Source organism: Streptomyces sp. NPDC100445 (assembly GCF_044759735.1).
GTDB lineage: Bacteria > Actinomycetota > Actinomycetes > Streptomycetales > Streptomycetaceae > Streptomyces.
In genome coordinates this window covers 16,071-36,935 of record NZ_JBIVZV010000019.1, presented here as the reverse complement: position 1 = coordinate 36,935, position 20,865 = coordinate 16,071, and the positions used below count along the sequence as shown (strand labels likewise).

Sequence of the window (20,865 nt, the reverse complement as noted above, 5' to 3'; positions counted from 1 at the left end):
CATGACCAGGACCGACCTCCACCTGCCCAGGGGTACCGCCGCGAACGCCGGGTACGCCCTCGACATCGGCCCGCAGCGGGCCGGGTGGACGTACAGCGCGCTGCGCGTCGTGGAGCTGACACCGGGTGGTACGCGGACGTTCACCACCGGGGACAGCGAATGGATCGTGCTTCCGCTGGAAGGCGGATGTACCGTACGAATCGAGCAGGAAGAGTTCCAACTCCTGGGTCGGGAAAGCGTGTTCGCGGACGTCTCCGATTTCGCGTACGCCCCCCGGGACACCCGGGTCCAGATCGCCTCCGGCGCGGGAGGCCGCTTCGCCCTGGCAGGAGCGAAGTGCGAGCGACGACTCCCCGCCCGCTACGGCCCCGCGCCGGAGGTACCCGTCGAGGACCGCGGCAGCGGCGGGTGCGCCCGCCGGGTGCGCAACTTCGCCTCGGCCGACGCCTTCGACTGCGACAGGCTGATCGCCGTGGAGGTGGTCACCCCGGGCGGCAACTGGTCCTCGTACCCGCCGCACAAGCACGACGAGCACCGGCCCGGCGAGGAGTGCGAGCTGGAGGAGATCTACTACTTCGAGATCGACGGCCCCGGCGGCCTCGGCTACCAGCGGGTGTCCCCCTCCCGGCCGGGCGGCTCCGACCTGCTCGCCGAGGTCCGCTCCGGCGACGCCGTCCTCGTCCCCGACGGCTGGCACGGCCCCTCGATCGCCCAGCCCGGGCACGACCTGTACTACCTGAACGTCATGGCCGGCCCGGGCGCCACCCGCGAGTGGCGGATCCGCTTCCACCCGGACCACACCGACACCACGAGGGGATACCGATGACGACGCGGCTGACCGTCGCCCAGGCACTCGTCCGCTTCCTCGCCGCCCAGTACACCGAGCGGGACGGCGAGCGGCGGCGGCTGATCGGCGCCACCTGGGGCATCTTCGGCCACGGCAACGTCGCCGGGATCGGCCAGGCGCTGCTCGAACACGCCGACGTCATGCCGTACCACCAGGGCCGCAACGAGCAGTCCATGGTGCACGCGGCCGTCGGCTACGCCCGCCAGTCCGACCGCCTGTCCACGCACGCCGTGACGACCTCCATCGGCCCCGGCGCGACCAACCTCGTCACCGGCGCCGCCCTGGCCACCGTCAACCACCTGCCGGTGCTGCTCCTGCCCGGTGACGTCTTCGCCGCCCGCCCGGCCGACCCGGTGCTCCAGCAGCTGGAGGTGCCGTACGCGGGCGACCTGTCGGTCAACGACACCCTGCGCCCTGTCTCCCGGTACTTCGACCGCGTCACCCGGCCCGAGGCCCTGATCCCGGCGGCCCTCCAGGCCGTGCGGGTCCTCACCGACCCGGTCGAGACCGGCGCGGTCACCCTCGCCCTGCCGCAGGACGTGCAGGCCGAGGCCCACGACTGGCCGGAGGAGTTCTTCGCCGAGCGGGTGTGGACCGTACGCCGGCCGGGCGCGGACCCGGCCGAGCTGGCGGCCGCGGTCCGGGCGGTCCGGCAGGCGCGCCGCCCGCTGGTCGTCGCGGGCGGCGGGGTGCGCCACAGCCGCGCCGAGGAGGCCCTCGCCCGGTTCGCCTCGGCCACCGGCGTCCCCGTCGCCTCCACCCAGGCCGGCAAGGGCTCGCTGCGCCACGACCACCCGCAGGACGTCGGCGGGATCGGGCACACCGGCACCGCGACCGCCGACGAGCTGGCCCGCACCGCCGACCTGGTGATCGGTGTCGGCACCCGGTACACCGACTTCACCACCGCCTCCGGCACCCTCTTCGCCCGCCCGGACGTCCGCTTCCTCAACCTGAACATCGCGCCCCGCGACGGCCACAAGCTCGCCGGTCTCCCGCTGGTCGCCGACGCCCGCAGCGGGCTCACCGGTCTGACCGAGGCGCTGGCGGCGCACGGGTACACGGCCGACGGCTCCTACGTCAGCGGGTACACCGCGGACAAGGAACGCTGGGAGCGCCGCGTCGACGCCTGTTTCGCGGCCGGCGACGACGGCGCGCGTCCGACCCAGCCGCAGGTCCTCGGCGCCCTGGACGCGCTCGTGGACGGGTCGGACGTCATCGTCAACGCGGCCGGCTCGCTCCCCGGCGACCTGCACAGGCTGTGGCGGGCACGCTCGCGCGACCAGTACCACGTCGAGTACGGCTACTCCTGCATGGGCTACGAGATCCCGGCCGCGCTCGGCGTGAAGCTCGCCGCGCCGGAGCGCAACGTGTGGGCGCTGGTCGGCGACGGCACCTACCTGATGATGCCGACGGAACTGGTGACCGCCGTGCAGGAGGGCGTCGCCATCAAAGTGGTGCTGGTGCAGAACCACGGGTACGCCTCGATCGGCGGCCTGTCGGAGTCGGTGGGCGGCGAACGGTTCGGCACCGCCTACCGCTTCCCGGCCGGGCCGGACGGGCGGCCGGGCGCCCCGCTCCCCGTCGACCTCGCCGCCAACGCGGCCAGCCTGGGCATGCGGGTGCTGCGCGCCGCGACGGTGGCGGAGCTGCGCGAGGCACTCGCCGAGGCCCGGGCCGCCACCACTCCCACATGTGTCTACGTGGAGACCGAAACGTCCGACACTGTGTCGGGCGCGCCCGGGGCGCAGGCCTGGTGGGATGTTCCTGTGGCCGAGACCGCGACCCGACCGTCGGCGGTCCGGGCACGCGAGCTGTACGAACGGCACGTCTCCACCCGACGCCGCCATCTGTAGAAGGAGTTTCTGGGCATGACGAAGATCGTCAACCACTGGATCGGCGGAAAGACCGTCGAGGGCGCGTCGGGCACGTACGGGCCGGTCACCGACCCGGCGACCGGCGCGGTCACCACCAACGTCGCCTTCGCCTCGGCGGGGGAGGTGGACGCGGCCGTCGCGGCGGCCAAGGACGCCTTCGCGACCTGGGGCCGGTCCTCGCTGGCCCAGCGGACCACCATCCTGTTCCGGTTCCGCGCGCTGCTGGACGCCCACCGCGACGAGATCGCCGAACTGATCACCGCCGAGCACGGCAAGGTGCACTCCGACGCGCTCGGCGAGGTCGCGCGCGGCCTGGAGATCGTCGACCTGGCGTGCGGGATCAACGTCCAGCTGAAGGGCGAGCTGTCCACCGAGGTCGCCGGCCGGGTCGACGTGGCCTCGATCCGCCAGCCGCTCGGTGTCGTCGCGGGCATCACCCCGTTCAACTTCCCCGCGATGGTCCCGATGTGGATGTTCCCGCTCGCCATCGCCACCGGCAACACCTTCGTGCTCAAGCCGTCCGAGAAGGACCCGTCGGCCGCCGTCCGGATCGCCGAGCTGCTGGCCGAGGCGGGCCTGCCCGACGGCGTGTTCAACGTCGTCCACGGCGACAAGGTGGCCGTCGACCGTCTCCTGGAGCACCCGGACGTCAAGGCCGTCTCCTTCGTCGGCTCGACCCCCATCGCCCGCCACATCCACACCACCGCCTCCGCCCACGGCAAGCGGGTGCAGGCGCTCGGCGGCGCCAAGAACCACATGCTGGTCCTGCCCGACGCCGACCTGGACGCGGCGGCCGACGCGGCGGTCTCGGCCGCGTACGGCTCGGCCGGCGAGCGCTGCATGGCCATCTCGGCCGTCGTCGCCGTGGGCGCGATCGGGGACGCGCTGGTGGAGAAGATCCGCGAGCGCGCCGAGAAGATCAAGATCGGCCCGGGCAGCGACCCGGCGTCCGAGATGGGCCCGCTGATCACCCGCGCCCACCGCGACAAGGTGGCCTCGTACGTCACCGGCGCCGCCGCCGAGGGCGCGGAGGTCGTGCTCGACGGCACCGGGTACACCGTCGAGGGCTACGAGGACGGTCACTGGATCGGCGTCTCGCTGCTCGACAAGGTGCCGGCCGCCGCGAAGGCCTACCAGGACGAGATCTTCGGCCCGGTGCTGTGCGTGCTGCGCGCCGAGACCTACGAGGAGGGCCTGGCGCTCATCAACGCCTCGCCGTTCGGCAACGGCACCGCGATCTTCACCCGGGACGGCGGCGCCGCCCGCCGCTTCCAGCTGGAGGTGGAGGCCGGCATGGTCGGCGTGAACGTGCCGATCCCGGTCCCCGTGGGCTACCACTCCTTCGGCGGCTGGAAGGACTCGCTCTTCGGCGACCACCACATCTACGGCAACGACGGCACGCACTTCTACACCCGCGGCAAGGTCGTCACCACCCGCTGGCCCGACCCGGCCGACGCCCCGGCCGGCGTGGACCTGGGCTTCCCGCGCAACCACTGAGCCCGCCCCAGCCCGCCCGATCGGCCGTCCGCAATGCGGACGGCCGACATTTTTTTGCCACACTCGCTGCGGTTCCCGTTCTGGCCGGACGAAACGGATGGTGAAGGGATTTCGCGGCGCTCACCTAAGAAAGCAAGGTCCAAATCCGTTGTGACTTGTTGGATGGACCTATGGGGCGTCACGGCCTGGGAAAACGATGCGGTGCCTGATCTTCCGCGAGTGCGGATTCCGCAGGTAAACGGCCATTGACGTGGCGGTTTTCGTCGGGGTTCTCTATGCAACGCCGGGAGCGGACGAAATGAACGTACGACGATCCGCCGGAGGCGATAGCGCTCCCGACCCCAGCCACAGCCGCTCACGTCGATCGGAACCGCCGCATGACCGACACGCTCCAGAAGTCCGTGGTCGACACCGCGACAGCCCCACCCCAGCTGAAGCGTTCCATCGGTGTCGTGGGCGGCACCCTGCTGACGCTCTCCTGCGTCACCCCCGCCTCCACGCTCTTCGTCGTCGTGCCCGACCTGTTCGGCTCACTCGGCACCGCCACCGCCCTCACGATCGGCATCGGCTCCCTCCTCTGTATCGCCGTCGCGTTCTGTTACTCCGAGCTGGGCACCCTCATCCCCAGCGCGGGCGGCGAGTACGCCATGGTCTCCACGATGGCCGGGCGCCTCGCGGGCTGGCTCGTCTTCGTGCTCTCCCTGCTGGTCGTCATGATCGTGCCGCCCGTCATCGCGATGGGCACCGCCGACTACCTGGCCCCCCTGGTCCACCTCGACCCGGCACTGACCGGCGCCGGCGTCATGCTGCTCGCCACCCTCGCCGGCCTGCTCGACCTGCGCGCCAACGCCTGGATCACCGGCATCTTCCTGGTCCTGGAGGTCATCGCCGCCGGAGTCGTCGCCGTCCTCGGCTTCTCGCACAGCCACCGCGGCCTGAGCAGCCTGACCTCCATGCAGATCGCCGGCTCCGGTGGCCACACCGACACCGTGACCGCCATGCTGGTCGTCTCCGGGCTCGCCATCGCCCTCTTCGTCACCCAGGGCTTCTCGACCGCCGTCTACCTCTCCGAGGAACTGGAGAACCCGCGCCGCAACGTCGCCCGGACCGTCATGGCGACCCTCGCCATCTCCACCGTGGTCATCCTGGTGCCGGTCGCCGCCATCACCATGGGCGCCGGCGACCTCCGGGAGCTCACCGGCGGCGACATCAGCGCCATGGTCACCGCCTGGTCCAACTCCGCCGTCGGCACCTTCGTCAGCCTCTGCGTGGCCCTCGCCATCATCAACGCGGGCATCGTCATGGTCATCCAGAACTCCCGCGTGCTGTTCGCCTCCGCCCGCGACAAGGCCTGGCCCGGCCCGGTCAACAACGTCTTCGCCAAGCTCGGCCGCTTCGGCTCCCCGTGGGTGGCCACGCTCGCGGTCGGCGTCCCCGGCGCGCTGCTCTGCTTCGTCAACCTCGACACCCTGTACGGCGTCACCGGCGTCTCCGTGACCGGCATGTACCTGCTCGTCGCGGTCGCCGCCCTGCTCGCCCGCCGCGGCGCCCACAAGCACACGACCGCCTGGCGGATGCCGCTGTGGCCCGCGGTGCCGGTCCTGCTGATCGCCGTCCTCGCCTACATCCTCACCCAGCAGGAGACGACCTACCTGCTCTGGACCGGCGGCATCACCGCCGTCGCCACCCTCTACTGGGCGCTCTACCTGCGCCCCCGCCGCGAGACCCGCTGGCTGGTCTCCATCCCCCAGGACACCCGGCCGGCCGAGGACGCGCCGGTCGCCGGGACCACGCCGGCCACCGAGAGCGCCCAGCTCACCACCGGCGCACCGCTGCCCGGCGCGGCGCAGGCCTGAGTCAGCACCCCCACGTCACCACGGCGCACCCCGACGTCGCCCTCGCCCCCCGCACCGCGGTACGGGGCGAGGGCGACGTCGTCCCGGTTCCGGATGCGCCTCCTCGTACCGCGGGTGAAGTACGCCGGGACGGCCCCGTACGACCCGGGGAGGGCACGCGGTTCAGCCCGCCGGCTGCGGCGGTTGTCGGTGGCGGCCCGTACCGTTGGTGCATGGATCTTCGACCCTCCCGGCTGCGGGCGCTGTCGCGGGGGCCGCGCCGGCTCCTCGCCGCCGTGGCCGCCGTCGCGATGCTCGCCGGCGCCGGGACGTGGACGGCGGCCGTCGCCTCCGACGGCACCCGGGCCGTGCACCGCACCGACCGGGTCATGGCGGTCGACGGCGTGCGCCTGGACACCTCGTTCTTCACCCCGGCCGGCGCCGGCCGGCACCCCGCCGTCCTGCTCGCACACGGCTTCGGTGGCACCAAGGACGACATGCGCCGGCAGGCCGAGGACCTCACCCGCGACGGGTACGCGGTGCTGACCTGGTCCGCGCGCGGCTTCGGCCGGTCCACCGGCCGGATCGGGCTGAACGACCCCCGGGCCGAGGTCGCCGACGTCTCCCGCCTCGTCGACTGGCTCGCCCGCCAGCCACAGGTGCGGCTCGACGGGCCCGGCGACCCGCGCGTCGGCGTCGCCGGCGGCTCCTACGGCGGCGCGGTCGCACTGCTCGCCGCCGCGTACGACCACCGGGTCGACGCCATCGCCCCGGCCATCACCTACTGGAACCTCGCGGACGCCCTGTTCCCCGGCGGGGTGTTCAAGAAGCTGTGGGCCGGCATCTTCGTGAACACCGGCGGCGGCTGCGCCAGGTTCCAGCCCGCGCTGTGCCGGATGTACGACCGGGTCGCCGAGTCCGGCACCCCGGACCCGGCCGCCCGCGCCCTGCTGGAGGCACGCTCGCCGTCCGCCGTCGGCACCCGCGTCAAGGTGCCCACCCTGCTGGTGCAGGGACAGACGGACTCCCTGTTCACCCTCGGCCAGGCCGACGCGGCCGCCCGGGCGATCCGGGCGAACGGCGCCCCCGTCGACGTCGACTGGATCGCCGGCGGACACGACGGCGGCGACATGGAGACCGGCCGCGTCGAGACCCGCGTGCGGGCGTGGTTCGACCGCTACCTGAAGGGCGACCGGAGCGTCGGCACCGGCCCGGCCTTCCGCGTCACCCGCACCGGGGGCGTCGACTCCACCGACGGCACCGCCCAGCTGCGCGGCGCCAGCGCCGACACCTACCCCGGCCTGCGCGACCACCCGCGCACCCTCCCCCTCACCGGCGGCACCCAGCACGTCGACAACCCGGCCGGCGGCAGCCCGCCCGGCGTCTCCGCCCTGCCCGGCCTCGGCGGCTCCGGCGGCCTCGCCCAGCTGTCCGCCCTCGGCGTCGGCGTCTCCCTGGACTTCCCCGGCCAGTACGCGCGCTTCGACTCCGCGCCGCTCACCCGCGACCTGCGGATCACCGGCACCCCGACCGCCACCGTGCGCGTCACCTCCACCCGCGAGGACGCCGTCCTGTTCGGCAAGGTCTACGACGTCGCGCCCGACGGCACCGGACAGGTGCTGCCCGCCCAGCTCGTCACCCCCCTCCGGGTGACCGGAGCCAGGACCGGCAAGGACGTCACCGTCACTCTCCCGGCCATCGACCACGAGGTGCGCGCCGGCCACCGCCTCCGCCTGGTCCTCGCCTCCACCGACCTCGGCTACGCCTCGCCCGCCGCCCCGGCCGGCTACACCGTCGCCCTGAAGGGCGGCCTGAGCGTCCCGACGGCCCCCGCCGTCACCACGGCGGCGGCCGCCCTGCCCGCCTGGGTGTGGTGGCTGCCCGTGGCCGGCGCGGTCACCGCGCTCGCCCTGCTGCTCACCGCCCGCCGCCGCACCGCGGCCCCCGCCCCCGACCCCGCGCTGGCCGACGTCCCGCTCGTCATCAGCGGCCTGCACAAGCGGTACGCAGGCTCCGCCGACCGGTACGCGGTGCGCGAGCTGTCCTTCCGCGTCGAACGTGGCCAGGTGCTCGGCCTGCTCGGACCCAACGGCGCCGGCAAGACCACCACCCTGCGGATGCTGATGGGCCTGATCGCGCCCGACGACGGCGAGATCCGGGTGTTCGGCCACGCCGTCCGGCCCGGCGCCACGGTGCTCTCCCGGGTCGGCGCGTTCGTGGAGGGCGCCGGCTTCCTGCCGCACCTGTCCGGGCGGGACAACCTGGAGCTGTACTGGCGGGCCACCGGCCGCCCGCCCGAGGACGCCCACCTGGAGGAGGCCCTGGAGATCGCCGGCCTCGGCGACGCGCTCGCCCGCGCGGTGCGCACCTACTCCCAGGGCATGCGCCAGCGGCTCGCCATCGCCCAGGCCATGCTCGGCCTGCCCGACCTGCTCATCCTGGACGAGCCCACCAACGGCCTCGACCCGCCCCAGATCCGCGAGATGCGCGAGGTGATGATCCGCTACGCCGCCGCCGGCCGCACCGTGATCGTCTCCAGCCACCTCCTCTCCGAGGTCGAACAGTCCTGCACCCACCTGGTGGTCATGGACCGCGGGCGGCTCGTGCAGGCCGGCCCGGTCCGCGAGATCACCGGCTCCGGCGACACGCTGCTCGTCGGCACCGCCACGCCCGTGGAGGAACCGGTGGTGGGCAAGGTCGCCGCGCTGCCCGGCGTCGCCTCCGCCGTGCGCGCCGACGACGGACTCCTGGTCCGCCTCGGACCGGACGGCACGGCCGAGCGGCTGGTCGCGGAGCTGGTCCGGCTGGAGGTGCCGGTCGTCTCCGTCGGCCCGCACCGCCGCCTGGAGGACGCCTTCCTCACCCTGATCGGAGGTGCCGCATGAGCACGCTCACCGAGGTCGCCCCCGGCTACCGGGCGGACCGCACCCTGCCGCTGCGCGTGGAACTGGTCCGCCAGCTCACCCGCCGACGCACGCTGGTCATGGGCGCGCTCCTGGCCGTCCTGCCCCTCGTGCTGCTGATCGCCTTCGCCGTCGGCGGCGACCCGGGCGCCCGCAACGGCCAGGTCACCCTGATGGACACGGCGACCGCGTCCGGCGCCAACTTCGCCGCCGTCAACCTCTTCGTGTCGGCGGGCTTCCTGCTGGTCGTCCCGGTCGCCCTGTTCTGCGGGGACACGGTCGCCTCGGAGGCCAACTGGTCCTCCCTGCGCTACCTGCTCGCCGCGCCGGTGCCCCGCGCCCGGCTGCTGTGGTCCAAGCTGGTCGTGGCGCTCGGGCTGAGCCTCGCCGCCATGCTGCTGCTGCCGCTCGTCGCCCTGGCGGCCGGCACGGCGGCCTACGGCTGGGGCCCGCTGGAGATCCCCACGGGCGGCGCGCTGGACACGAGTACGGCGGCCCAGCGGCTGGTGGTCGCCGTGGCGTACATCTTCGTCTCCCAGCTGGTCACCGCCGGGCTCGCGTTCTGGCTGTCCACGCGGACCGACGCCCCGCTCGGCGCGGTCGGCGGCGCGGTCGGCCTGACCATCGTCGGGAACGTCCTGGACGCCGTCACCGCCCTCGGCCACTGGCGGGACTTCCTGCCCGCGCACTGGCAGTTCGCCTGGGCCGACGCCGTCCAGCCGCGCCCCGAGTGGTCCGGGATGATCCAGGGCGCCGCGGTGTCGGTGGCGTACGCGCTCGTGCTGTTCGCCCTCGCCTTCCGGGGCTTCTCCCGCAAGGACATCGTCTCCTAGCCCGGCCCGGTGCCCTGTCCCGACATGACGGAGCGGGCCGCCGAGACACTCGGCGGCCCGCTCCGGTCGGCGCGATCGACTACCGGCCGGCCTCGGAGTTCTGCGACAGGATCGACACGTCCTCCAGCACGTGCGCCAGCGCGCCGTCGCGCTTGACGTTCGAGGAGTTCTCCGTGCACTGCTGCTGCATGTGGTCCGACAGGATCGGCAGGTCCTGCACGTTGACACCGATCAGGGCGCCGACGCCGATCGGGATGTCGTTCACGGCGATGCACGGCTTGTTGAAGGAGCCCTGGATCAGCGCGATCTGCGGGCTCATGTTCCCGTACGTGGCCGAGTTGCCGTAGCTCTGCCAGCCCGCGTTGCCGTTCGCCACGGTCGGACCGTCGTCGTTCCCGATCGCCAGCGCCTGGGGGGCCGCGGCGGCGGAAGCGCCCAAGGCGGAAGCGGCGACGGCCGCGGTGGCAACAATCTTCCTGATCACTGGCCAGTCCTTTCAGAGGAAACCCCGTCCACCGGAGCGCTCTGGTCAACTCCGGAGGACCCCTGTGGTTTCTCCCGTTCACCCCGTCGGCGGATGGGTGAGCTGGTGTTGTGTTTGTCCGATTGGCGGCTTCGCGTCACCTGCGAGGCGTTTGCGCTCCAACCGGGTGAATCAGCGGAACCATTCCCGGCAGGCCCGGTTGATGTCGCCGTAGGGCATGCGTCGCTACGAGGAAAGGAACGCGAAGTGCTCAAGAAGGCAATGGTCGCCGCTGCGACCGCCGCTTCTGTCGTGGGAATGGCGGTGGCGGCCGCGCCGCAGGCGCTTGCCATCGGCAACGACGACGGACCGACCATCGCGAATGGTAACGGCGCCGTCTCGTCGTTCGGCAATTCGGCGACGAAGGGCAACATGAGCCCGCAGCTCTCGCTGGTGCAGGGTTCGCTCAACAAGCCGTGTGTCGGCATCCAGGACGTCGACGTCGCCGTCGACGCGCTCATCGGTGTCACGGTCCAGGACATCCCGATCCTGTCCGACCACCTTCAGCAGCAGTGCTCCGACAACTCCACCAACGCCAAGCGCGACGGTGCGCTCTCGCACATCCTGGAGGACCTGTCGGTTCTCTCGGCCAACGGCGAAGGCTGAGCCGATCTTGGCCGGCCCGGGCCGTCCGCTGCGTCGTCCGCGGGCGGCCCGGGCCTTTTTCCACGGAATCCGGACGAGGGGAAACGTGTGAGGCAGCGGTGCGATCGAGTGATTGTCGCCCGGTCCGCGTTCCGCGATCTCCCATTGCGTCTATCCCTCGTTCCGTGCCGCGACCTTCCGCGTCGTGCGCACACGGTTCTGGCCGTCACTGGGGTATGACCCCGAAGAAGGGAATTTTCATGAAGAAGAGCGTTGCTGTCGTCACGGGCGCCATCCTGGCCCTGGGCCTGGCCGGACCCGCCTTCGCCGACGCCGGAGCCGAGGGCGCCGCCGTCAACTCCCCGGGCGTGCTGTCCGGCAACGTCGTCCAGGTCCCGATCCACGTGCCGATCAACGTCTGCGGCAACACGATCGACGTCATCGGTCTGCTGAACCCGGCGTTCGGCAACGTCTGCGTCAACGACTGACGGAGCAGCACCACACACCCAGTCCCGGATGTGTCTGGCCGGCCTCGGACCGTCGAGCCTTCGACTCGTCGGTGCGAGGCCGGCCTTCCACTTCCACGAGCAGGAAGACCACGAGATTGCGACACACTCTCAGCAAGGGCATGGCCGTGGCCGCCGCCGCGACCGGCATGCTGTCCTTGTACGCCGGTTCCGCGCTCGCCGACTCCGACGCGCACGGCGCAGCCATGGGTTCGCCCGGGGTGCTGTCCGGCAACAGCGTCCAGGCCCCGGTGAACGTGCCGGTCAACGTCTGCGGCAACTCCGTCGACGTGGCGGCCGCGCTGAACCCGGCGTTCGGCAACTCCTGTGTCAACGACCACGGCCCGGTGCGGCACACCGACGGCCCGACCCGTGACACGCACGGCGGCTCCCACGACACCGACTCCCACGACTCCGGACCCCGCGACACGGGTCCCCGTGACTCCGGCGGTTACGGGGACTCCGGCAGCCACGGCGCGTCCGACGACTCCGGCAGCCAGGCCGGCTCCGGCGGCTACGGCGACTCCGACGACCACGGGGACTCCGGCGGTTACGGCAGCTCCGACGAGTCCGGTGACACCGGGGGCTACGGCGACCAGCCCATCCCCGGCGACGACCACACCCAGCCCCCGTACGGCGGCGACGAGACGCCCCCGTCCGGCGACCACAGCACGCCGCCCGCCGGTGGCGAGCACCACCCCGCCCAGCCGCCCGCCCTCGCGCAGACCGGTGGCCACGCCGGCACTGTGATCGGGGGCTCGGCCGCCAGTGCCGCGCTGATCGCGGCCGGGACCGTCCTGTACCGGCGAGGCAGGGCCGCCTCGCGTCGGTAGCGCGCCGGGTGCCGGACCGAACCCCCGGCACCCCGCTCGCCACATCTCGGGAATCCGGCCGCCGCCGCGTGCGGGGCGACGGACGGGCCGCGCGGGCCGCCGCCCACCGCCGGCGGCCCGTGTCTCAGCGGCTGCCCGCCCTCTCGTCGCCGACCGGAGCGTGCGGCAGGTCGGGGGCACCCACCGGCGGGGCCGGGCGGGGCCGCGACGGTGGCACCGGTGGCTGCGGCCGTCTCGCGCGCAGGGGCATCCGTCCGGCGAGCCGGCCCGTGACGTGCCGGGCCCACAGCGCCCACATCGCGCGGCCCGGTGCCCGGTCGTCCGACGCGTACCAGGCCAGCTCACGGCCCCGCGGCGCCGGGCGCAGCGCGGTCAGCGGCGCGTAGTTCTCCACCACGAACTCCCGCCCCGGCAGCGGCACTCCGGCCGGCAGTGGACGGTGCGTCAGGTCCAGGTGCAGGGCCCGTACGACGTCCAGGCCGGCACTGTCGGTGAACAGCCGGAACTGGGCGCCGGGACGCGGGTTGAAGTCCAGCAGGTGGGGGCGGCCGGTGCGGCCGCAGCGGCGGAAGTCCAGGTCGAGGATGCCCCGGTAGCCCAGCTCGCCGGTGAGGCGTTCGGCCAGCGCCCGCACCTCCGGGTCCGGTGTCCACCGGCCGGCCGCGGTCAGCCCCGCCCCGCGCGGCCAGGCCAGCTGCTTGCGGCCGGACCCGCCGGCGCGCAGGACACCGGCGCGGTCGGCGTACCCGTGGAAGAACCAGTCGAGGCCCGGGCCGGGCCGCAGGAACGCCTGCAACAGCAGGGGGCTCCCGGCCTCCCCGGTGCGCGCGTACAGCTCCCGCGCCTCCCGTGCCGAGCGCAGCAGCACCGTCGAGCGCAGTCCGCTGCCCGCCGGCACCAGCCAGGGCCTGCTCCATTTGGCCACCACCGGCAGACCCAGCCGCCGGGTGGCTGCCGCCGCCTCCCCGGCGCTGTCCGGGACCAGGGTCACCGGGTGCGGGACACCGCTCGCGGCGCACATGCCGGCCAGTTGCGCCTTGTCCGCCACCCGCCCCGGCAGCGTCTCGGGCTGCCGCGGCAGGAGGTAGGCCGGCGCCAGCTCCTCGCGCAGCAGCCCGGCCGCGACGGCGCCGGCGTCGTCCATCGGGATCAGCACGGCCGGGCGGCCGACCCGGGCCGCGACCCGGTGCAGCGCGGCGGCGATGTCACCGGTGGACGCCCCGGGCGCCGGCGGCGGGTGCAGCCGCCTGACGAAGCGCGACACGTGGACCGGACTCGGCGTGGAGTCGGCGACGACGTGCACCTCCACCCCGGCCCTGCCCAGTGAGCGCACGGCGCCCAGGGTGCCGTGGTGGAAGGGGTTCCGGTCGATCCGCAGCAGCACCGCGGGGACCCGGATGTCCAGTGGCGACACGGGCGTTCCTTTTTTCTCTGGATTCGGTGACTTCTCTGTTCCGTTGCTCCGTGCGGGGGGTCGGGCCACCTGAAAGCCCCAGCCACGCTGGCGGAACGCGTACGGATATGACTGTGTGTCAATAACAGGAAACGGACGGCGGAGACGCGGTCGAGCGGAGAGAGGGGCAGGCATGGCTCCACAGCAGCGACGGGACCGCTCCCGGCGGCTGACCGTGGTCACGGCGGTCGCCGCGTCGGTCGCCCTGGTGGCCGGACCCGTGTCCGCGGCGGGGGCGACGCGGGCCGCCGGCCCACCGACGCCCACCCCGGCGACCCGGGGCCCCATCACCCCGGCGGTACCCGCACCGGCGTCCCCCAGCCCCGCCACCCCGGCGGTACCCGCGCCCGCGTCCCCGAGTCCCGCCGTACCGGCGGCCCCGCCGTTCGGGGCCTTCCTGGACTCCGGGGCCCGCGGGGTCGCCCGGATGGCCGAGCTGAGCCACTGGCTCGGCGGGACCGAGCTGAAGGTCGCCCACACCTATCTGCCCGGCGGGCTCTGGCGGGACATCGAGGGCCCGCCCGGCTTCCTGGACGTCTGGGCGCACTGGCGGCGCGAGAAGCCCGACCGCACCCTCGTCCTCAACGTGCCCATGCAGGAGCGCAACGAGGAGCACGTCCCCGACTCCGAGGTGCGGCGCCTGCTGGCGCAGGGCACGGCCGGCGCGTTCGACGGTCACTTCAGGGCCCTGGCCGAACGGCTGGTGCGGCTCGGGGTGCCGGACACGGTCGTCGTCCTCGGCTGGGAGATGAACGGCACCACGTACACCCACCGCTGCGGACCGGACCCCGCGGCCTGGAAGACGTACTGGAGGAGGATCGTCACCACCATGCGCGCGGTGCCGGGCCAGCGGTTCCGGTTCGACTTCACACCGAGCCGCGGCCGGGACGCCGTGCCCTGGACGGCCTGCTACCCGGGGGACGACACGGTCGACATCATCGGCATGGACTCCTACGACCAGCCCAGCGGGCTCTCCTTCGACGAGCAGGTGAAGGAGCCCTTCGGTCTCCAGCAGCACGTGGACTTCGCCAAGTCCCACGGCAAGCCGATCTCCTATCCGGAATGGGGCCTGTTCCGCAACGGCGACAACGCCGAGTACATGCGGCGCATGCTCGCCTGGATCGACGTGCACCGGCCGCTGTACAACACGCTGACCGACTACTGCCCGCACGGCGTGTGGCAGTGCCCGGACAACCCCCGGTCGACGAACGTCTACCGCACGGCCCTGTACGGCCGCACCGAACAGCCCGCCCCGGCACCCACGACCCCCGCACCGACCCCGACCCCGACGCCGACCCCGAGCACCGCACCGACCCCCACCCCGACGCCCGTCACCAGGCCCCCGGCCCACTGCTCGCCGCTGGACCTCGGCGACTGGGTCGAGTACTGGCTCGGCGGCAAGCTCTGCCTCCGCCTCGACTGGTGGTCGCGCAGCCGCTAGCCCTCGCCGCGCTCCCGCCACCGGTGCAGCACCTCCCTGCCCCGCCGCCGCGCGGCCGCGTCACCCAGCGCGGCCGTCAGCAGCGGGGCGGTGCGCCGCCGCGCCATCAACAGGCGCCGGCTGACGACCTGCTCGGGCCGCCAGTGGTGCTTGTACGGCTCATCGCCCCGCAGCAGGCTCAGCGTGCCGCGCCCGCCCCCGGCCGTGTGCTCCGCGCAGGCGTCCAGCAGCATCACCGCCACGTCCGCCTTCCGCTCCCGCAGCCCCGGATGCGCGCCGTACAGGTAGCCGCCGGCCAGACCGCGCGAGAGCAGCGTCAGGTCGACCGCCACCACGTCCTCGCCGATCCGGAACTCGGTGACCACCGCGTCCCCCGCGCGCGCCATCGGCCCCACCGCGCGCACCAGATGCTCCCGGAACCGGGGCTGGAGGTGCTCCGACGTCACCTTGCGCCCCTGCCACTGCAACCGGTGCAGCTCCAGCAGCCGCACCAGCGCCGCCTCCACCTCCTCCGGGCCCACCGCCCGCCGCCACACCCCCAGCGTGTCCAGCCGACGCAGCTTCGCCCGCACCCGCTGCGCCTTGTTCGACGGCAGCCGGGCCACCAACGCGTCCATGGGCACGGCCGGCAGCTCCAGGCAGACCGAGTCGGGGACCGTGCGGCGCGGCCCGCGCCAGCGGTCGTAGACCCGCTCCACCGCGCTCCCCGGCCGCACCTCGCGGAAGTCGACGAGCGCCGTGCGCGCCGCGTCCGCCAGCGCCTCGGTGAGCGCCCCGGCCACCCGCCCGTCCCCGTCCCCGTCGTCCAGCAGCACGTCCGCGTAGTCGGAGATCGCCCCGCCCAGCGGCACCAGCGCCGGCAGCGGCCGGCGGACCAGCATCAGCGGCGCGACGGCCACCGGTTCACCGCCGGCGCGCACCACCAGCACCCGCAGCCGGCCCCGGACGCCGTACGACAGCCACCACGAATGCAGCCAGGCGTGGCTCTGGAACGGGGTCGCGGCGGCGCACCGCCGGTACAGCCGCCCCCAGGCCGGCGCCAGGGCGGCGAACGCGGCCTCGTCGGTGACGACCTCCGCGGTCAGGGCGGCGGGCGCGGTGCGCGCCGGGTACGTCGCGGTCACAGCTGGCCGTGCGCGTCGGCGGCGACGGCCGGGCCGGGCACCGAGGCCGGCCGCACCGCCTCGTCCTCCGGCCCGCGCCTGGGCCGGACCAGCAGCGCCAGCGCGCCGAGCAGGCCGCCCGCGCTCGCCCCGACCAGCCCGGTCACCCCGGCGGACGCCGAGTCCGGCTCGGTCGGCCGCACCGCCCGGGAGAACTGGAGGAGACCGACGTGCGTGCCGGCCTTCGCGGCGTCGGCGTGCCGGACGAGGGCCCGGGCGACCGCGTTGGCCATGTCGGTGGCCCGGGACGGGCGGGCGGACACGGCGGAGACGGCCACCATCGGGGCGTCCGGCGAGGTCGCGGTGCGCACGTCGTCGCGCAGGGTCCGCACCGGCACCCCGGCCTCCACCTGCGCGTCGCCGAGCACCGCCAGCTGGGTCGCCACCCGCCCGTAGGCCTGGGCGAAGCCTTGCGCGGTGGCGGTGTCGGCCCGCTCGGTGGGCACGGCGATGACATAGCTGGTCGCCGTGTACTGCGGTGTCCGCAGCACGCCGTACCCGCCGCCCAGCAGCCCGCCCGCGAGGACGCCGGCCGCCACCAGCGACCAGGGCGGCAGCGCTCGCACGCGCAGCGGACGGGGGGTGCGGTGGTGCCGGGTGTGGTTCTCGCTCATGAGGGGCTGACTCCCTGGGCAGGACGGGACTTCGGGACCGTGCGGGCGAGCGCCGCCGCGTAGACGTCCATGAGCCGGGCGGCGCTGCGGGTGATGCAGTAGTGGCGGGCCGCCTCCGGCGCGGTGCGCGGTCGGGGCCCGGCGGCCCGGACCCCGGCGAGCGCGCGGGCGTAGGCGGCGGCGTCGCAGGGGACGCGCAGCGCGTCCGGGGCGGCGTCCGGCGGCAGGTCCTCCAGCGCCGGGCAGGAGGTGTAGCGCACCGGCAGCCCGGCGGCGAGCGCCTCCACGACCGCCAGGCCGAACGCCTCCTCGGGGGAGGGGGCGGCGAGCACGTCCATCGCGGAGGCCAGCTCTGGCATGCCGGGCCCGCACGACCCGTCGGGCAGGTACGGCCGCTCACCGGCGAACACCACCCGGCCGGCGACGCCCGCCGCCCGCGCCGTCTCCCGCAGCGCGGACTCCTCCGGTCCGCCGCCGACCAGCAGCAGCCGGCAGTCGTCCGGCAGCGCGGCGAGGGCGCGGACCACGACGTCGAAGCGTTTGCCGGGGACCAGCCGGCCGATGCCGCCGACGACGAACGCGTCCTCGGGCAGGCCCAGCCGCTCCCGGGTGTCCCGGCGCGCCACCGGGTCGTGGGCGAACCGCGCCAGGTCGATCCCGTTCGGCACGACCGCGATCCGCTGCCCGGGCACGCCCCAGCGGGTCAGCCGGGCCGCCACGGTGGGCGACACGGCGACGGTCGACCGGCCCAGCCGCTCGCCCAGCAGATACAGCGAGCGCACCCCGGGGGTCAGCGGCCGGCCCTCCATCTGCGACTCGCCGAGGGAGTGTTCGGTGGCGACGACCGCCCGCACCCCGGCCAGCCGGGCGGCGATCCGCCCGTACAGACAGGCCCGGTACAGGTGGGTGTGCACGAGGTCGTACCGGCCGCGCCGGACGAGCCGGGCCAGCCGGGGCAGCGCGCCCAGGTCGCGGTTGCCGGCCATGCCCAGGTGCGTCACCCGCACCCCGTCGGCCGCCAGCCCGTCGGCCACCGCCCCGGGGGCGGTCAGCGTCACCACGTCGCACTCGACGGGCAGATGGCGCAGCAGCAGCCGCAGTTGCTGCTCGGCGCCGCCCACCCCGAGCCCGGTGATGATGTGCAGCGCCCTCACCGCAGTCCCTCCACCGGCCGCCGGCGCAACCGGTGCAGCCGGTACTTCAGGAACAGGCGCACGGCGGTGTCGTTCTGCCCGACGTGCACGCGCGGCAGGACGTGCGGGCCGTTCAGCCCGCCCGGGTCGATGGCGCAGGCGTAGCCGTAACCGGACCGCCGCACCGCGTCCACGGCCCGCCGGTCGACCGTGCCGTACGGGTAGCAGAACCCGTGCACCGGGGCGCCGGTCAGCTCCTCCAGCAGGGCCCTGCTGCCCGCCGTCTCCGCCGCCAGCAGGGCGTCGTCGGCCCGGGTCAGATCGACGTGGGTGAGACCGTGCGAGCCGATCTCCACGCCCGCGGCGGCGGCCCGCCGGACGCCGTCGGCGCCCAGCAGCGGCTTGCGCGGGCCCAGCGGATCCCAGGCGTTGTCACCGCCGAGCCGGCCGGGCAGCACGAACAGGGTCGCCGTGCACTCCCGGCGCGCCAGCACGGGCAGCGCGTGGGTGACGAAGTCGGCGTACCCGTCGTCGAAGGTGAGGGCCACCAGGTCCCGCCCCCCGCCCCGGGCCCGCGCGGCGAGCAGCTCGCCCACGGACACCCCGCGCAGCCCCTGCCCGCGCAGCCAGCCGAGCTGCCGGTCCAGTCGCTCCGGCGTGACGGTGATGCGGTACGGGTCGTCGGTACAGTCACCGACCGAGTGGTACATGGCGATCCACGGGACCGGGCCGGTGCCGGCGGCGGCCGGGGCCGCCGCGCGGAGGGACTCAGCGGAAGACGGCATGGGCGAGCCTCACGGTGTGGGTGCGTACGGAACGAAGAGCGGAGACCGGACCCCGGACGTCCGGTCCGAGGCCGAGCAGGACCGACACGACGGCCACCGTGGCTCCGCCGGCGGCGAGCCCGGTGAGCGGTGCCGGGCACAGGCCCGCCGCGACGGCGCCGGCCGCGGCGGCCGCCCCCGCCGCGCACAGCGGCCGGCCCAGCCCGCGCAGCACGGCCCCGGTGCGGATGGGCACACCGCGGCGGCGCACACCGGCCAGCAGCAGGACGGCGCTGAGCGTGATGCCGGTGGCGTTGGCCGCGGCGATCCCGGTCACCCCCCAGGGGCCGAGCGTCCACACGCCGACACCGGAGGTGACCGCGATCCCGGCGGCCATCGCGGCCAGCGGGTACCAGGTGACGCGGCCCGCCGAGAAGTAGGAGCGGACCAGGACACCGGTCAGGGTCTGGCCGAGCAGCCCCAGCGCGTAGACGCGCATCACCGCGGCGGTCGCCGCCGTGTCCCCGGCCGTGAACGCGCCCCGCTGGAACAGCAGCCCGATCAGCTGCGGCGCGCAGGCCACCACCGCGGCGGTGCCCAGCAGCACCAGGCGGGCGGCCAGCGCCAGGTCCCGCTCCACCCGGTCCCGGGCCCGCTCGGTGTCCCCGTCCGCCAGCGCCCGCGCCACCACCGGGAACGTCACCGTGCACAGCATCATCGACAGCGTCATCGGGATCTGCGCGACCTTCTGCGCGTAGTTCAGGTGGCTGATGGCCCCCGCCGGCAGACCCGAGGCGAGGAACCGCTCGATCAGCACCTGCGACTGCCGGCACAGCGCGAACAGCAGCACGGTCGCCAGCAGCCGCACGTCCATCGGCTGTGTGGCGGCCACCGCCCCGGCGTCCGGCCGCCCCGCACGCCGGCGCAGCTCCCGCACCAGCGACGGCAACTGCACCAGCACCATCAGGCAGCCGCCCGCCGCCACCCCGAACGCCGCCGAACGCACACCCCAGCGGGTGCCGAGCGCGTACATCGCCGTGACGATGCCGACGTTGTACGCGATGTAGATCGCCGCCGGCGCCAGGAACCGGCGGTGGGCCCGCAGCACCGCGCTGGAGTACCCGGCCAGACCGAAGCTCAGCACACAGGTCGCGGTGAGCCGGGTGCAGTCCACGGCGAGCCCCGGATCGGGCAGCCCCGGCGCGAGCACCCCGACGAACTGCGGCGCGGTCAGCGCGAGCAGCGCCCCGACCGCCGCGAACGACAGCGTCAGCCGGGGCAGGGTCCCCGCCACCAACGCCCGTACCGGATCCCCGGGGGCGCCCTGGGCACGGCGGGCCAGCGCCCGGCTGAACGCCGGGATCAGCGCGAACGCCAGCCCGTCCTCGATCAGCAGCGTCGCCGCGAACTCCGGCACGGTCCACGCCACCAGGAAGGCGTCCGTGTCCCGCCCAGCCCCGAACAACCGGGCCAACGACTGGTCCCGCACCAGCCCGAGCAACGCCGCCGCGATGGACAACGACGCGGTGACGATCGTCGCCCTGGCGAGGAACCTCCGGGTGGGGTGGGGGAGTTCGGGGAGCGGAGAGCCGATCGGCCCGGGGGACACCGACGGGGGTGGGGGTGGGGGGAGGACGGGGAGAGCGGTGGGGCTCGCGCCCGTGGCGGGGTCTGTTGGCGCGGTGATGGAGGTCGTGTCCGTGCCTGGGTGGGCCGGGTTGGCGTCCGTCACGGGGTGCGCCGGGAAGGGGGCCGTGCCCGTGGTGGGGTGGCTCGGGAGAGGGGCCGGGCTCACGTTCGTGGTGGGGTGCGCCGGCGGGGTGGCCCGGACCATGTCCATGGCGGGGCTCGCCGGGTCCGCCGCCGGGGTCGGGTCCGCCGGGACGGGGGCCGGGTCCACGGTGGGAACGGTGGCCGGCCCTGTCGCCGTGCCCCGACCCGCGAGCCGGGGCGTCGGGTCGGCTCCCGGTGCGGGCCGGGCCGGGTCGGGCACGGCCGACCGCGCCGTCGGCAGGGTGGCCCTGCCACCGCCGGGCTCCCGCGCGGGCGCCGTCCCGGTCC

Annotated in this window: 17 protein-coding genes; 10 read left to right on the top strand and 7 right to left on the bottom strand. The window is 74.5% G+C overall.

What is annotated here, in order from left to right; all coding sequences use genetic code 11:
- Position 1: 1 nt before the first annotated feature.
- From iolB to ACIQVT_RS33760, 6 genes are all read left to right on the top strand, one after another.
- Positions 2-826, top strand: coding sequence for a 5-deoxy-glucuronate isomerase (iolB, locus tag ACIQVT_RS33785; protein ID WP_403763252.1), 825 nt, complete (start codon positions 2-4; stop codon positions 824-826).
- A complete protein-coding gene (gene iolD / locus ACIQVT_RS33780) occupies positions 823-2,700 on the top strand; it encodes a 3D-(3,5/4)-trihydroxycyclohexane-1,2-dione acylhydrolase (decyclizing) (protein ID WP_403763249.1) in 1,878 nt (625 codons plus the stop codon). Before iolB ends, iolD begins: the two co-directional genes overlap by 4 nt.
- A 15-nt stretch (positions 2,701-2,715) precedes the next feature.
- Positions 2,716-4,218: a CoA-acylating methylmalonate-semialdehyde dehydrogenase gene (gene mmsA, locus ACIQVT_RS33775; RefSeq protein ID WP_403763247.1), complete on the top strand. Its 1,503-nt coding sequence runs from the start codon at positions 2,716-2,718 to the stop codon at positions 4,216-4,218.
- 377 nt (positions 4,219-4,595) lie between these two features.
- Complete coding sequence (locus ACIQVT_RS33770) at positions 4,596-6,074, top strand: APC family permease (protein WP_403763244.1); 1,479 nt, start codon at positions 4,596-4,598, stop codon at positions 6,072-6,074.
- Between the two features lie 212 nt (positions 6,075-6,286).
- The gene (locus ACIQVT_RS33765; RefSeq protein WP_403763241.1) at positions 6,287-8,938 is read left to right on the top strand and encodes a CocE/NonD family hydrolase; all 2,652 of its coding nucleotides are present in this window, start codon (positions 6,287-6,289) and stop codon (positions 8,936-8,938) included.
- A complete protein-coding gene (locus ACIQVT_RS33760) occupies positions 8,935-9,789 on the top strand; it encodes an ABC transporter permease (RefSeq protein ID WP_403763238.1) in 855 nt (284 codons plus the stop codon). The genes ACIQVT_RS33765 and ACIQVT_RS33760 overlap by 4 nt, the downstream gene beginning before the upstream one ends.
- 79 nt (positions 9,790-9,868) lie before the next feature.
- Here ACIQVT_RS33760 and ACIQVT_RS33755 read toward each other — a convergent pair whose 3' ends face one another.
- On the bottom strand, positions 9,869-10,273 hold the full coding sequence (locus ACIQVT_RS33755; protein ID WP_403763235.1) for a rodlin: 405 nt from the start codon (positions 10,271-10,273) through the stop codon (positions 9,869-9,871).
- Between the two features lie 246 nt (positions 10,274-10,519).
- On the opposite strand from ACIQVT_RS33755, the gene ACIQVT_RS33750 reads away from it, so the two are divergent.
- The 3 genes from ACIQVT_RS33750 (at position 10,520) to ACIQVT_RS33740 (ending at position 12,236) form a co-directional block, all read left to right on the top strand.
- A complete protein-coding gene (locus ACIQVT_RS33750; RefSeq protein ID WP_403763232.1) occupies positions 10,520-10,918 on the top strand; it encodes a rodlin in 399 nt (132 codons plus the stop codon).
- Between the two features lie 239 nt (positions 10,919-11,157).
- Positions 11,158-11,385, top strand: a complete 228-nt coding sequence (locus ACIQVT_RS33745) for a chaplin (protein WP_403763229.1) — start codon at positions 11,158-11,160, stop codon at positions 11,383-11,385.
- Between the two features lie 116 nt (positions 11,386-11,501).
- Positions 11,502-12,236 (top strand): chaplin family protein, encoded by a 735-nt coding sequence (locus tag ACIQVT_RS33740; RefSeq protein WP_403763226.1) that lies wholly within the window; start codon positions 11,502-11,504, stop codon positions 12,234-12,236.
- Between the two features lie 124 nt (positions 12,237-12,360).
- On the opposite strand, the gene ACIQVT_RS33735 is transcribed toward ACIQVT_RS33740, so the two are convergent.
- The gene (locus ACIQVT_RS33735) at positions 12,361-13,650 is read right to left on the bottom strand and encodes an ATP-grasp domain-containing protein (protein WP_403763223.1); all 1,290 of its coding nucleotides are present in this window, start codon (positions 13,648-13,650) and stop codon (positions 12,361-12,363) included.
- 172 nt (positions 13,651-13,822) lie between these two features.
- Here ACIQVT_RS33735 and ACIQVT_RS33730 point away from each other — a divergent pair, with 172 nt between their 5' ends.
- Entirely contained in the window at positions 13,823-15,130 is a 1,308-nt protein-coding gene (locus tag ACIQVT_RS33730) for a glycoside hydrolase family 26 protein (protein ID WP_403763220.1), read from the top strand.
- Here ACIQVT_RS33730 and ACIQVT_RS33725 read toward each other — a convergent pair.
- From ACIQVT_RS33725 to ACIQVT_RS33705, 5 genes are read right to left on the bottom strand one after another with little or no spacing between them, the layout of a single operon-like run.
- Positions 15,127-16,254, bottom strand: a complete 1,128-nt coding sequence (locus ACIQVT_RS33725) for a GNAT family N-acetyltransferase (protein WP_403763217.1) — start codon at positions 16,252-16,254, stop codon at positions 15,127-15,129. The two genes, ACIQVT_RS33730 and ACIQVT_RS33725, sit on opposite strands and share 4 nt — an antisense overlap.
- A complete protein-coding gene (locus tag ACIQVT_RS33720) occupies positions 16,251-16,907 on the bottom strand; it encodes a lipopolysaccharide biosynthesis protein (protein WP_403763214.1) in 657 nt (218 codons plus the stop codon). The genes ACIQVT_RS33725 and ACIQVT_RS33720 overlap by 4 nt, the downstream gene beginning before the upstream one ends.
- On the bottom strand, positions 16,904-18,061 hold the full coding sequence (locus ACIQVT_RS33715; protein WP_403763211.1) for a glycosyltransferase: 1,158 nt from the start codon (positions 18,059-18,061) through the stop codon (positions 16,904-16,906). Before ACIQVT_RS33715 ends, ACIQVT_RS33720 begins: the two co-directional genes overlap by 4 nt.
- Positions 18,058-18,825, bottom strand: a complete 768-nt coding sequence (locus ACIQVT_RS33710; protein ID WP_403763208.1) for a polysaccharide deacetylase family protein — start codon at positions 18,823-18,825, stop codon at positions 18,058-18,060. Before ACIQVT_RS33710 ends, ACIQVT_RS33715 begins: the two co-directional genes overlap by 4 nt.
- Positions 18,809-20,638, bottom strand: coding sequence for a lipid II flippase MurJ (locus ACIQVT_RS33705; RefSeq protein WP_403763503.1), 1,830 nt, complete (start codon positions 20,636-20,638; stop codon positions 18,809-18,811). Before ACIQVT_RS33705 ends, ACIQVT_RS33710 begins: the two co-directional genes overlap by 17 nt.
- Positions 20,639-20,865: the final 227 nt, after the last annotated feature.

Bases quoted from the DNA above. Each gene is read 5' to 3' on its own strand.
- ACIQVT_RS33720 (WP_403763214.1), bottom strand. From the start codon at position 16,907: ATGAGCGAGAACCACACCCGGCACCACCGCACCCCCCGTCCGCTGCGC.
- ACIQVT_RS33710 (WP_403763208.1), bottom strand. From the start codon at position 18,825: ATGCCGTCTTCCGCTGAGTCCCTCCGCGCGGCGGCCCCGGCCGCCGCC.
- ACIQVT_RS33770 (WP_403763244.1), top strand. From the start codon at position 4,596: ATGACCGACACGCTCCAGAAGTCCGTGGTCGACACCGCGACAGCCCCA.
- ACIQVT_RS33765 (WP_403763241.1), top strand. From the start codon at position 6,287: ATGGATCTTCGACCCTCCCGGCTGCGGGCGCTGTCGCGGGGGCCGCGC.
- iolD (WP_403763249.1), top strand. From the start codon at position 823: ATGACGACGCGGCTGACCGTCGCCCAGGCACTCGTCCGCTTCCTCGCC.
- ACIQVT_RS33705 (WP_403763503.1), bottom strand. From the start codon at position 20,638: ATGGTCCGGGCCACCCCGCCGGCGCACCCCACCACGAACGTGAGCCCG.
- ACIQVT_RS33730 (WP_403763220.1), top strand. From the start codon at position 13,823: ATGGCTCCACAGCAGCGACGGGACCGCTCCCGGCGGCTGACCGTGGTC.
- ACIQVT_RS33745 (WP_403763229.1), top strand. From the start codon at position 11,158: ATGAAGAAGAGCGTTGCTGTCGTCACGGGCGCCATCCTGGCCCTGGGC.
- ACIQVT_RS33760 (WP_403763238.1), top strand. From the start codon at position 8,935: ATGAGCACGCTCACCGAGGTCGCCCCCGGCTACCGGGCGGACCGCACC.
- iolB (WP_403763252.1), top strand. From the start codon at position 2: ATGACCAGGACCGACCTCCACCTGCCCAGGGGTACCGCCGCGAACGCC.
- mmsA (WP_403763247.1), top strand. From the start codon at position 2,716: ATGACGAAGATCGTCAACCACTGGATCGGCGGAAAGACCGTCGAGGGC.